This window comes from Leptolyngbya sp. FACHB-261 (assembly GCF_014696065.1).
Taxonomy (GTDB): Bacteria; Cyanobacteriota; Cyanobacteriia; order FACHB-261; family FACHB-261; genus FACHB-261.
Window position 1 is genome coordinate 748,358 of record NZ_JACJPL010000027.1, and the last position, 12,489, is coordinate 760,846.

Consider the following 12,489-nt stretch of genomic DNA (forward strand, 5'->3'; position numbering starts at 1 on the left):
TCAGACAACAAGCATTTAGACGAGTTGCTCTTGAGGCATTAAGTCCTGGCGTTGCACCTCTCGGAACTGGATCAGGTCGCGCCGCGGATCAACGTCGCTCACCTGGACACTCAGCATCTCGCCCAGAGCAATATTTCGCTGCATGCGCATAGGCAGCTTTAGTCCTAAATCTTCTAGCAAAATCAGGGCTAGGCCTTCGTGCTCGCGCAGCCAGACCAGCATTAGTGCTTGCCAAGTCTCATTTTTCTGGCGACGTAAAAACTCCAATTCCCAGTAGCGATTGGTCTGCCGCTCAACCTGGGTTGCATCATAGGTTGCGACGTCAACGGAGGCGATCACCTGCTTAAGCTCATCGGTGGTGAAGGGCAGAGTCTCACCGCGTAGATAGGCCTTGAGCTGAAAATGGGCGACCAAATCGCTATAGCGGCGAATTGGGGAAGTGACTTGGGTATAAGCTGCTAAGCCAAGACCCGCGTGGCGATAGGGAACAGTTCCCACCTCGCTCCGAGTCATACAACGGCAAATCGCAAACTCGCGGACTGGTCCTGGCGGCAGTTGCAACAGCACTTCATCAGGAGGCAGTTCAGGCTGAGCCTGTGAGCGGAAGGGCACCGGTATCTGGTGGTCTTGGGCAAAGCGAGCACCAACTTCGCCTGCCAGGATCATCATTTCAGCAACCAGCTGGCGGGAAACAGAGTCTTCCAAAACTTCAAGGTTGACGTCTGGCTCAGCGTTGGGTCTGCCACTCACCTTGATGACCGTCTCTGGCAGAGTGATAGGGATTGCGCCTTGAGCCCGCCGCCAATTGTAGCGAACGGTGGCCCAATGGTTGAGAATCGCAATCTCGGGCTCAGCACTAATTCCTAACTGCAACATTTCGTCAACGTCGCTATAGGTGAGTCGATAGGTAGGCTGCACACGACTCGCGCAAATACGATATGACTCGATTGCGCCATCAACCGACAGGTCCACGCCAAAGCTGAGCGCTTCACAGGCCCTGCCCTGAACCAAGCTCATGGGTCCTGCCGCCAATTCGATTGGAAACATAGGCAGGCTACCCGTCGGTAAGTAAACGCTGGTGGCACGACGACGGGCTTCCCGCTCCAAACCATCGCCTAACTGAATCCAGCGAGTTGGGTCAGCAATGTGAATCCAAAGCCGCTGGCGACCATCTGCTAAGGTCTCAACGCTGAGGCCATCATCGATTTCGCGTGTGCTCTCATCGTCGATTGTGTAGGTTTTGAGATGAGTTAGGTCTAGCCGACTCTCGGCATCAGGGTCAGCAATGGGTTGAGCAAGATATTCTTGAGTCAAGCGCAGAACCTCCGCACTAAAGCGCGTCGGCAATTGAGCCTTTCGAATAGATAAGTTCTCGTGAACACTCCACAAGCCTAGATTGACAAGTAGGGTGAAGGCACCCTGCTCAGTGCTGGGATACTGAACGGCATTGAGAACTTCATGAGCTACTAACCGGTCTGAGGCTTCTTCACCCCAAGTCGCGTAGCGCTCTAGAGCCTCAATCCGTAGCCGAGCGGCTGACGACCACTCTACTGTCACACCGCTTAGCTGCTGCTGCACACGCTCAACGAAACCCAGCCATTCCTGAGCTCGCTGGGTTTCTACTTCTAGCTGGTGCTTCAGTTCAGCGACCTGACTACCAGAGCGGGGTTCATAGAGATCCCCCTTCTGCTTAAAGTATAGTCGGTCGTCAGTTAACAGCCGATGAGCAGCGTAGCAGGTGGGCGGGCTCTGCTCTGTAAAAAGAATTTGCGCCATTTCAGCCGAGCCAATGGGCGTCGAGCGGCCTTCCTCCATCAGAAATTCCCAGGCCACCTCCAGGCTTTCTGGATCGAGGTAGGGCTGGACTGTCTGCTTAAAGGCAGCAATTTCCCGATGAGTATATGGCTGACCCGTGACGGTATAAGCAATCTGACGAGGGTGCAGGATATGTGCCTGTCCCACTTCATCCAAAACTTGCCAGTGCTTCTTACCCTCTGGACGCTCGACAACGCCCAGGCGGTAGTCGCGCCCGTCCCGAAACTCGACGAGTGTCCCTTTCTCCACGGCTGGTTTGCAACTGGTTGAGATTCCTACCCGCCCATGATATCAGGGCAAGTTCCCTTCCCTGGGCTTTTAGCTAAGCACAGCTGCAGCTTCAACGCTGTCTGGGAACCTGGAGCAGCTTTGGATCAATATGGCCAGTCCAGACTGGTTCATGGTGCCCCATTGCACAGCCGAGCACCTGGATATCGTAGATACCAGGTGCGTTTAAACCTACTAAAGCACCGCGCACAGCTGCCATGGTGATGCTTTTCTCAGGTGGGGTATGAGCCTCACAGAAGACGTAGAGGCAGCCGTTTTTAAATTCAGCCCGCACGCTTTGGCTGTCAAGAGCAAATTTGCTTTTGAGAAGACGGCTGACTTCTGGCAACTGCTGCATAACCATAACCAGGCCAGTGAATGCTATGGCTTAGTCTATTGCACGCCACTGGCTGGCTTCCTGCGCAAATTAACGGAAGTTCTAAGCAAATTAACTAGCGCTTGGTCTGGTCTAGCCTTCCTTATTAACGAAGGGCAGCAAAGCAATGATCCGGGCACGCTTGATCGATTGCGTTAGGTCACGCTGCTGCTTGGCGGTCAGGCCAGTAATGCGACGGGGCAGAATTTTGCCTCGCTCCGTGATGAATTTACGTAGGAGATCGACGTCCTTGTAATCAATAGGCTCGTCTGGCTTGAGAGGAGAAACACGCTTGCGATAGTAGGCCATTGATTACTTGATCTCCTTGTGGGGGGTGTGGCGGTTGCAGTGACGACAGAACTTTTTCAGTTCTAAACGAGCAGTGGTATTACGACGGTTCTTGGTCGTGGTGTAGCGCGAGACGCCAGGGGACCTCTTGTCAGTGTTGGTCCGGCACTCGGTACATTCGAGGGTGATGATCAGACGGACGCCCTTGGCCATGGATTTAAGTTACGCATGCGCAACGGTTAAACAGCAGCGCCCAACCAGCCCGAGCGGTTGCGTGCACAAACCCCTATTGTTTCACACGCGTACTCACTTGAGCAACCCACAGGCGAATTTTACGGTCTAGTGAAAGGCCGCGACGACTATTCACGACCAGGGTCTGACCAAGGCGGTCATGGAGAGCTTGACGTCGGTCGGTGTCATTGACCGCAAAACCAAGGTCGGCGAGAGGCAGTAACGCTAGGAGAAACAGCGCTGTTGGGTTGACCAGTGCCGCTAAGAGCCCCCAAGCGCCCAGTAGGGAAATTCCTTCCCGCTTGCTCAGCTCCAATAGACCAGGCACTCTGCCTGTGCGTTGCTCCAAGGTTTTGAGGCTCATCGCCCAATGGCCGGGGCTTTGTCCCTGATTACGAGCTACCAGAGCAACCCGCAGACCAAACCACAGAATTGCAAAGATTACAAACTGGACTGTGCCAAACGAGACTATGCTGCTGCCCAACCAGCACAAAACAAAATCAATAGCCAGGGCAATACCTCGGGTCCAAAGTTCAGCGATGGGGGGCCGCTTGCGACCAGAGGATGCTGATTCTGAACGCATGGCCGACTCCTGCCCATAAGCTTGAACGATCCTTTCAGTATAATTTCAGCGCTCTCCGCTAAGGACTGAACCTGCATGCTGAGTGTTGCCCAAGCCGAAGCGCTTGTACTAGAGCTGGTCCGTCCCCCCGACCCCAATTCTGCCGCTGCCATAGAGACCGTGCCTCTAGAAGCCGCTCTGGGTCGCGTCCTGGCCCTGCCAGTCCAGGCAAACCTGGACTTTCCTCATTGGGATAATTCCTCAATGGATGGTTATGCAGTTCGCTACGCGGACATTAAAGGTAGCAGTGACGAGCGGCCTGTTCAATTGGCTCTGGTCGAAGAGATTCCAGCAGGGACGGCACCTCAGAAAACAGTTGGGCCGGGACAAACAGCCCGCATTCTTACGGGCTCCATGTTGCCCTCAGGTGCCGATACCGTTGTGATGCAGGAGAATACTCAGCGTCAGGGCGATCAGGTTTCTATTCTCAAGCCAGCTCAGTTGGGTCAGAACATCCGTAAGCAGGCTGCCTTTTATCGGGCAGGCGCTCGCTTGCTTGAAGCAGGGACTGAATTGGCAGGCCCTGAACTCGCGGCTCTAGCAGCAGCTCGCTGTACGCCAGTTTCGGTCTATCGGCGGCTGCGAGTTGCCGTGTTTTCCACTGGCGACGAGCTAGTCGCGTTGCAAGAGCTACCGCAAGAGCAACCACTGCTTCCAGGGCAGATCATCGACTCAAATTACCTGGGCTTAGTCGCCTTGGTGCAGCAGTTGGGGGCAGAGCCTCTGTCTCTCGGTATCGTGCGCGACGATCCCACCGCCCTGAAGACCACCATGCTCCAGGCGCTAGCTAGCGCAGATGTTGTAATTTCCTCCGGGGGTGTCTCAGTCGGGGATTACGACTACGTCGACCAAATGCTTACAGATTTAGGGGCAACTCTGCACATTCGGGCCGTTGCGATCAAGCCCGGTAAGCCACTGACCGTCGCCACTGTGGAGCGTCCAGAGGGCCGCAAATTGTACTTTGGCCTGCCAGGCAATCCTGTCTCCTCCATGGTCAGTTTTTGGCGGTTTGTGCAGCCAGCTTTGCGAAAGCTCTCAGGGCGCCTCGGTCCCTGGCAACCACAGTTTGTGCAGGCTATAGCCACCACTCAACTCAAAGCTGCTGGGCAGCGCGAATCCTATCTTTGGGGCAAGCTAAGCCCAAACCAGGGGAACTTGCAGTTTGCGCCCCTTGGTAGCAGCCATAACTCCGGCGACTTGATTAGCTTGGCTGGCGCAAACGCGCTGGCGGTGTTGTCTGTGGGGCAGACGGTTGAGGCGGGCGAACCGGTGTCGGTGATGTTGCTGCGGGAGTGGTAGCAGGATTGCTAGGAGTTGTCAGCACCCAAAGGCTCAGGCAACGCTGGCGTAGGTCTTCCCGTAAAAAGGCAATACTGCGACCGTCTGGGGACCATTGAGGCCAAGCATCATCAGGAGTATTACGCAGGGCATAGACTTGGCCAGGACCGAGGTTATCTGCACGCTGAAATGCCTGCTGCCAGTCGCTCTCAGTAAAACTGTGGTTGGTTAGCTGGGTGCGTTGACCATTAGCCACTTCGACCTGCCACAGTTCTTGAACTCGGTGTCGCACGACCCCAGACCGAAAAGGGCGACTGTCATTGCGGACATCTGACACCACCAAGTAACGACCATCTGGCGACCAAGCTGGCTGATGGCCAGTTGTCAGTTCAGTTGGAGTTTCTAGTTGGTAGCGGCGGCTGTCGAGCGCGCCTGACACTTGAACCTTAGCGACCCAAATATGTCCTGGCGCTCCTAGGGCCCCCGTAGGAGTGGCAACGTCAGTTCGGCTACCCGTCCGCGTAAAGGCAAGCTGGCGACCATCTGGACTCCAAGCGGCGGCCTCGCCCTGGGTCAGAACATAGGGTTGAGCATTGGCAGTGGTCAAGGACAGAACCTGGAGCTGAGGCGGGAGGGCAGTCCCATCCTTGCCTGGGGGTTGGTGCTGGGTAAACAGCACACTTTGCTCGTCGGGTCCCCACACAGGGTCAGTGATCAGGATGCGGCCATCAGTAGGTCTGACCAACGGCTGCAGCGTTCCCTGAGCTAGATCCGCCAGCCACAAACCGCCCGTTTGTCCCGCCCGTTGTAAAGCCAACACCAAGCGCTGACCATCTTTGGACAGGCTCATGCCTCGGATCAAATCGCCCGGTTGTAGCTTGAGTAGTGAGCCTGCTTGCTCAAGAGCAGCTTCAGCTTCCGACAACTGCTTCTGGGCGAGTGTGTTCTGGTCGGGGTTAGCAGCAGCGATGACCGGAGTTTGTCTTAGAACCGGATCTCGGTCATCTAGACCGACATAGGTTACTGCCGCGCGAGATTGCCATACAAAGCTAGAGGACTGGAGCGCGACCCGACGAGGTCGGCTGACCACAGCCACTTGAGTATCGGTACCGGGTGGCGAGGTGCTGGGCGTTGGGCCAACACCACCAATGAGCCAGCGTCCCCCGATTGCGGACCGGACTAGGGACAAGTAGCGGATGTTGGCACCTAAGGCCTGAACTTCTTCTCCAGTACGCAAATCCAAGGTGACAGCGTACTGTTGCCAATCTGGGGTCCAGCGCTCTTGCTGATAGGGACGAACTTCCACTAGACGCTCGACGCGGAGAGATTGAAGCGCCTCGGTCGAGCTCGGTGTGCGGAGCAAGGGCACCATGCGGGTTAGGGCCATCGCATAGTTTCCCGTTGCTGCGGCGGCAAAGTAAGACTGAACTACATTGATTCCGGGCTCGACCCGTGCTGCCTGAGCCTGAGCAGTCGGTGCTGCCACCCCTAGAGAGAGGGGGATCGAACTCAACAGGCTTAGCAGGCTGGCGGTTAAACCGAATGCTCTAGACAGTGAGGTAGGTGAGTTCATATCTGGCTGAAGTTGCTATCCCATCTAAACAAATTGGTTTTAGCCTCTCTCCACCACCCCAGTCTCGGTTCTAGTCACAGCTCTGGAACCGGCCTGTATTAACAGACGTAGCCCTTCATCTGAGAGTTCCCCCTGCGTGGGGAAGAATGGTCTGATCAAGCAGTGTTAGAAAACGCACAGTGCAAGATTTTCCTGCTAAGTCCAATTGACTTAGCGTTAGGACTAGCTCGCACTAGCCATCAGATAGGTATCGGAATCAAGCCTCTTGCTCAATATTAAGGATCAAGTTCGAGGAAGTTCCGGATAGAGCCTAGCGCTCGACTCGATAGGATTGAATCTGTTTCAAATATTTGTTGAGAGATCCTTGACCGATGAGCACGCTAAACAATCCTTCCCTACGCGAAGAACCCCGTCGCCAACGAGCTGAGGTGATTCCCTCTAACCGGGACTCCTCGATCTTGGACTGGCTAGAGAAATCAGGGCGGTTGATGGCCCGCGAACCAGACGAGCGAAGCTTGGCTGGTGCTGATTATCGCGACGATGAAGAGGAACTGAACGACCTGATGGCAGGCGACGATGGTGGTTACCTTGATGACGATTCGGATGACGCTGATCTAGAGGACTAAGGCACGTTGGAGGTTCTGCCCAGTAAGTGCAGAACCTAAGGCCAACCTTTGATTCAGAGACGGCAATTCAATTGATACTTCTCAAAACGGTGAGTGTGGTGTGGTGAGGGTGATTGACGCTGAAGAAACCGGTCTAATCAGAGGTCAGCTGACGTCTGAAGGGGTGCGTAGCTCACTGACTTTGATCGGCGTTGTTAGCTTAACTGCCTTAGGGCTCGACCTGTGGCAATCACAGCTCTTGCTGACTCTACCCCTGTTGCTATCACTGGTCTTAAGTGCACTTGCGGGACAGGTAGCAATTCCCTGGCTGCAAGCTCTTAAGGCCGGGCAATTCATCCGAGAGGATGGCCCACGGGCCCACCTTAAGAAGGCGGGCACACCGACAATGGGGGGCATCTTTTGGGTTCCAGTTGCAGTGGTCGTAGCCCTTTTGTGGACGGGATTTGCCCCAGGCGCACTGCTGGTCAGTGTCGTTACTCTGGCCTACGCAGCCATCGGCTGGATTGATGACTGGCAAGTCATCCGCAAGAAGTCCAACCGGGGCATTTCGCCGTCAACCAAACTAGCGCTTCAGATTGCAGTTGCCGTTCTCTTCTGTGGTTGGCTGAAGTTCACTAACGCCGATTTGACAACGCTGGCTTTACCTTTGGGTCTGAGCTTACCCCTAGGCTTACTGTTCTGGCCCCTGGCAGGTTTTGTGATGGTGGCTGAGAGCAACGCTGTAAACCTGACTGATGGGCTAGATGGGCTAGCGGCAGGTACAGGGGCTCTGGCCTTCCTGGGTCTAGGAGCTTTGATGGGAACGGCCCATCCTGACCTAGCGGTTTTCTGTGCAGCCTTCAGTGGTGCAGCCTTAGGCTTTCTGGTTCACAACCGTAATCCAGCGCGGGTCTTCATGGGCGACACTGGCTCTCTGGCAATGGGAGGCGCGCTGGCTGCTACAGCAATCTTGGGCGGCAATCTGTGGGGTCTACTGCTGCTCAGTGGGATTTATGTACTGGAGGCAGTCTCAGTCATTGCCCAAGTCACTTACTACAAAGCGACTAAGGGACCAGATGGTGTGGGCAAGCGCTTGTTCCGTATGGCGCCTTTCCACCACCACTTAGAGCTAGAAGGCTGGTCAGAGACTCAGGTAGTCAGTACGTTCTATCTGGTCAGTGCAGGCTTGGTTCTGTTGGCGATTTTGCTGGCTTAGTTCCTCGTCGATTGGGCCTTTAGGCAGCTGTAACGTCTTCCCCTTTGATAGAACTACTTACTAGCCCCGGCTGCCTGAGCTGGGGTTAGCTGTTTTCAGTGCTTCTGTTATGACCTACTCTGACCCAGACCGACCTGCCCAGCCTCCTCAACAGGGGACTAGGGAGCCTCAGCCAGGGCTCAGTCTTCGTCCTCTCTCAACTTGAGCTTCCAAGCTGGAAGTCAGCCGTGAGCGCAATCAGCAGGAGCAACAGATTCTCCGCCACGAGCGCTCTAGCACAGACAGAGCTTTAGCGGTGGACCGTAGCGCCCACGCAGTTGGCTACCTGTTTGGAGTGAGCTACGGTCTTCTGAGAACAGAGCTTGTCCTCAAGCTCATTGGATCCAGAAAATGGCGCTGTACAGTTGGTCAAGGCCGGGTCGGAGCCAGTTGCCCCGACCTTTTGAAAATATTGTCCCCAGGCACCAAACCTCGAAGAACACACTGTTGTTCGAGCCCTCTTACTTAATTACAATTGCCCTGCTCAGCCTGGTCCACAGGCTGATTGTCAACGGCCCCTGCCTAGCGCACGACTAGGCGAACTAGAGCGACAAGGTTGGGAGTTATAAGATTGGGAGTTTGAAAAGCGAGCATGGAGGGACTCGAACCCCCGACACCCAGAACCGGAATCTGGTGCTCTATCCACTGAGCTACATGCCCTGAGATGTCTTTGCAGACACTTCTAACTAAGATAACTTGAAATGTGGGCTTTGCCAAAGGCAAGCCCGTTTATTTGGGCCTGCTGCTACTTGGAGTAAACTCTCGTCGGCAGTCAGCTGGCAGGTTGAGGCAACAGGCAATTAGATCCTCTGGTCGACCAGGCACCTTGATCACCGGCACCCCTAACTTGGTTTGTAAATCTGTGACCGTCCAATCATCAAGGAAACGCTGCTCACCGTCCTTGAGCATCAGTTCGGGCAACAGCAAGCCATCTCCCAGAAAACGGTCATGGAGGGTCTGGTAAATGTCCTGCCCGGTTAGCAACCCCGTGACGCTTAAGGTTTGCCCCCAAAACTCGCTGGCCAACGGTACCATCTCAACTTTGAGGCCTGCTACCTGATTCAATCTGGCTACTACAGGGGCGAAAGCTTGCTCTACCGCATTGCCCACTACCCACAATAGGTGCCGGGGGCTGGCAAGCCGTTGAGGTAACTGCTGGGCAGCTTGCTCAAACTGTTGGAGGAAAAGCCGAATTGAGCCGACACCATTACCGATCTGCGGGTAGTCCTCGTAGTGCTCAGTGGGTGGTAGCTCTTGACCTGCAATGAGAAACCACTCATCGGCTAACCAGACAAAGGTAGAGCCCAGAGATGAGCAGAACTCAGCCTGAAATGCTTGTACCTGAGCAATCACTTCCTGAGCCTTAGCAGGCGTGACTGGTATGAGTTCATCAGGATCAGGACGAAAGCGGGTTAGCCCCAAAGGCACGACCGCAACGGAGGCGACCGTGGGCACCTCACCGCGATGAAACTCCGCTAAATCCCGCAGGGTTCGGCTCAGGTGCTCAGCATCATTGATTCCAGGACACAGCACCACTTGTGCGTGAATTTGCAAACGGTTCGCCTCAAACCAGTGCAACTGCTCCAAAATCTGACCCGCCCGGGAGTTCTTGAGCAAGCGAGTCCGCACTTCCGGCTCAGTGGCATGAATCGAAACGTAGAGCGGTGAGAGGCGTAGATTAGCGATGCGCTCCCATTCCGCCTTAGGCAGATTGGTCAGGGTCAGGTAGCTACCGTAGAGAAAACTCAGCCGATAATCATCGTCTTTGAGGTAAAGAGTCTGCCGCATGCCTTCCGGCTGTTGATCGATGAAGCAAAAGGGACAGCGGTTGTTGCATTGGATCAGCCCGTCGAACAAAGCGGTCTCAAACTCCAGGCCCAGATCACTGTCGTAGTCCTTTTCGATCTCAACTTGATGAGGCTTGCCACTGGCATCGAGCACATCCAGGACTAAGTCTTCATCGGCACACAGAAATTGATAGTCGATCAGATCGCGGGGGCGTTGGCCATTGATTGCCACCAGCCGATCTCCAGGTTCAAACCCAATTTCTTCAGCGATAGAGTCGGGTAAAACCCGGGTGATTAGGGCTGGACGAATGGCAATCGTGCTCACGGGACCCTGCTTGAACCAACTACTAATCGATCTTACTGGTCTAGCTTCTGACTCAGGGCCCGGGCCATTCGTCCCAGGTTAGGCCCAATACTGCTTATTCAATTACTGCTTAAGGCTGAAGTGTAAAAAGCTACGGTGCACCAGGCTTCCACAAGAGTCTCTAGCTGCTGTCTAATGGCTGAGTCTCAAAGGAAAGTCAGAGCTTTTATGCCTTTCTAGCCAACTTATCAGAAATTTCCGCGATCAAAAAACAGTAGCCTGGGCAGAGTTTATACAGGGATAGAGGTATATTAATTCTCAGGATTACCTTAAATTTGCGGTATCACAGATCAGAATCAGCTAGTATTCCCCCACTAGTAAAGTCTTCTGGATCAGAACGAATGTGGCATCTGGCTTCGCTCTGAACTGAATACCCGGATATCCCTAGAAGTTCAGGTCAAGAGCGTCAAAAAGCCCGATCTACTCAGTGAGGAGATAAGGAGCTTCGAGATGGATAGGGCTGAACTACTTCCGGTATCTACAACAGACTCATTGACGGGCTCACTGGCTGCTGAACCATTGGTGGGCAGTTTTAGCACCGACCCGCTACTTAGCCTGGCCCCTGACCAGCTCAATCGACTGGTCACAATTGCGAACTTTACCTGGCGCCAGATCAACTCGGCGAACACTGCTCGGGTGGTGGGAGGCTCGGTTGATAGCTTTTTCCTGAGCGCTTTTGCCCAGTCAACCGATGGTGCTGTATTTGAATTTGGGGCTACAGTCGGCAGGCTACTGGGCTACACCACCAACAATCCAGACCAAGCGCAATTCGCGGTTTCGGCAGCTCTGCCAGATGAAGCAACTCCCGGTCGACCAACCCCTAACGTCTCAAGAACGACACTAGAGCTGACCTGGGGCCAAAGCCGCGTTCTAGCCAATAATATTGGCCGGGACTTCGTAGTTTACGAAGCTGGCAACCAGTCACGGCCAGAGGCCTTTGCTGTCTCTGTGCGTCGGGCTGGCCAACAAAATTTCACGCCCTTCCGCTACGAGTTTGCTGACTCGTTTGAGGTGTTGGAGCCGGGCACAGGCTTCGGCACTTTTGCCACCAGTTTTGACCTATCGAGTTTTGGCTTGAAACTCGATGAATCAATTGACGCAATCCGCATCCGCAGTGTCTCTAATGGTGGGCCATTGGGCGCTGACCGGATTTTGGGCATCGGGAAACAACAGGGACAGGGGCAGGTCGTCTCGCTCGGCCAACCCAACTACGAGATAGGCTCTCCCCTTAGGGTAGGACCTTTAGGGGCTGGAGGCCCCAAGGGACCGAGCGGGACCTACACAACAGCCTATCTAGACGCTGACATCACTTATGTTGCGGGCCTGGGCAACGTTCTGTTCCGAGTCGCGGGCTTCAATTTCAATCAGGGCAACACAACCACGACAGCTAGTCTTGTCCGAGGCAGCGTTCGGGAATCCTTCTTCAATGCTTTCGGTCAGGGCATCAGCAACTTCAACTTCAGTGGGACAACCGGGCAACTCCTGGGTAACACCTCGCAGCCTAACTTTGCCGTTGCAGCGGGCTTAGCCCCTGGTCGCCAACCCACTATCCTGCAGTCGAGTTGGGGCGGACGCAATTTGCGTAACCGACCCGGCGATGATTTTGTGATTTACGAGTCTGGCGACCGAGGCAACCCAGAAGCCTTTGCGGTCTCTGTACGACGGACCGGAGAAACCGGCTTTACCCGGTATCGCTATGAGTTTGCTGATTCCTTCCAGGCCTTGGAGGGCAACGCCGGGGTATTTGCGACTGCCTTTGACCTCAGTAGCTTCGGCATCGAACCGGGCAGTGCGATCGATGCCATTCGCATCCAAACCCTGCTCAGCACTAGTCGAGTCAGTGAAGCTGGCCAGGGCATTGTGCGCGTTAATGGCTCACCCCTTAGCACGGGTCCTCTGGGTCCTGGGACTTTTGCCCCCAGCCCATTCACAGGTGATTTTGACCCTGATATTACCTACATCACCGCCTTGCACCCCTTAGCCTAGAAGCGGTCACCGGGTTAGTCTAGTCAGCGGTGGTGGAATGAC

At 54.8% G+C, this 12,489-nt stretch carries 11 protein-coding genes and 1 tRNA gene; 4 read left to right on the plus strand and 8 right to left on the minus strand.

The features are described from left to right. Positions 1-15: 15 nt before the first annotated feature. From H6F94_RS23045 to H6F94_RS23065, 5 genes are all read right to left on the minus strand, one after another. Positions 16-2,064 carry a ribonuclease catalytic domain-containing protein gene (locus H6F94_RS23045; RefSeq protein ID WP_190804562.1) on the minus strand — a complete coding sequence of 683 codons (2,049 nt, stop codon included), beginning with the start codon at positions 2,062-2,064 and terminating at the stop codon, positions 16-18. A gap of 91 nt (positions 2,065-2,155) precedes the next feature. Continuing rightward, the gene (locus tag H6F94_RS23050) at positions 2,156-2,440 is read right to left on the minus strand and encodes a hypothetical protein (protein ID WP_190804563.1); all 285 of its coding nucleotides are present in this window, start codon (positions 2,438-2,440) and stop codon (positions 2,156-2,158) included. 111 nt (positions 2,441-2,551) lie between these two features. Further along, positions 2,552-2,767 carry a 30S ribosomal protein S18 gene (rpsR, locus tag H6F94_RS23055; RefSeq protein WP_190804564.1) on the minus strand — a complete coding sequence of 72 codons (216 nt, stop codon included), beginning with the start codon at positions 2,765-2,767 and terminating at the stop codon, positions 2,552-2,554. A gap of 3 nt (positions 2,768-2,770) precedes the next feature. Continuing rightward, positions 2,771-2,959, minus strand: a complete 189-nt coding sequence (gene rpmG, locus H6F94_RS23060; protein WP_190804565.1) for a 50S ribosomal protein L33 — start codon at positions 2,957-2,959, stop codon at positions 2,771-2,773. A gap of 73 nt (positions 2,960-3,032) precedes the next feature. Next, complete coding sequence (locus tag H6F94_RS23065) at positions 3,033-3,560, minus strand: RDD family protein (RefSeq protein WP_190804566.1); 528 nt, start codon at positions 3,558-3,560, stop codon at positions 3,033-3,035. A 75-nt stretch (positions 3,561-3,635) separates the two neighbouring features. On the opposite strand from H6F94_RS23065, the gene H6F94_RS23070 reads away from it, so the two are divergent. After that, a complete protein-coding gene (locus H6F94_RS23070) occupies positions 3,636-4,898 on the plus strand; it encodes a molybdopterin molybdotransferase MoeA (protein ID WP_190804567.1) in 1,263 nt (420 codons plus the stop codon). Here the strand turns inward: H6F94_RS23070 and H6F94_RS23075 are convergent. Beyond that, on the minus strand, positions 4,801-6,450 hold the full coding sequence (locus tag H6F94_RS23075) for a TolB family protein (protein WP_190804568.1): 1,650 nt from the start codon (positions 6,448-6,450) through the stop codon (positions 4,801-4,803). The two genes, H6F94_RS23070 and H6F94_RS23075, sit on opposite strands and share 98 nt — an antisense overlap. A 371-nt stretch (positions 6,451-6,821) precedes the next feature. Here H6F94_RS23075 and H6F94_RS23080 point away from each other — a divergent pair, with 371 nt between their 5' ends. Together H6F94_RS23080 and mraY are read left to right on the plus strand one after the other, a co-directional pair. Beyond that, complete coding sequence (locus tag H6F94_RS23080) at positions 6,822-7,076, plus strand: DUF3134 domain-containing protein (protein ID WP_190804569.1); 255 nt, start codon at positions 6,822-6,824, stop codon at positions 7,074-7,076. Between the two features lie 109 nt (positions 7,077-7,185). After that, positions 7,186-8,271, plus strand: coding sequence for a phospho-N-acetylmuramoyl-pentapeptide-transferase (mraY, locus tag H6F94_RS23085; protein WP_313949356.1), 1,086 nt, complete (start codon positions 7,186-7,188; stop codon positions 8,269-8,271). Between the two features lie 626 nt (positions 8,272-8,897). Here the strand turns inward: mraY and H6F94_RS23090 are convergent. Next, positions 8,898-8,970 (minus strand) — tRNA-Arg (locus H6F94_RS23090). Positions 8,971-9,039: 69 nt separating this feature from the next. Continuing rightward, a complete protein-coding gene (locus H6F94_RS23095) occupies positions 9,040-10,422 on the minus strand; it encodes a TIGR03279 family radical SAM protein (RefSeq protein WP_190804570.1) in 1,383 nt (460 codons plus the stop codon). A gap of 489 nt (positions 10,423-10,911) precedes the next feature. Here H6F94_RS23095 and H6F94_RS23100 point away from each other — a divergent pair, with 489 nt between their 5' ends. Further along, complete coding sequence (locus tag H6F94_RS23100) at positions 10,912-12,447, plus strand: hypothetical protein (protein WP_190804571.1); 1,536 nt, start codon at positions 10,912-10,914, stop codon at positions 12,445-12,447. Positions 12,448-12,489: the final 42 nt, after the last annotated feature.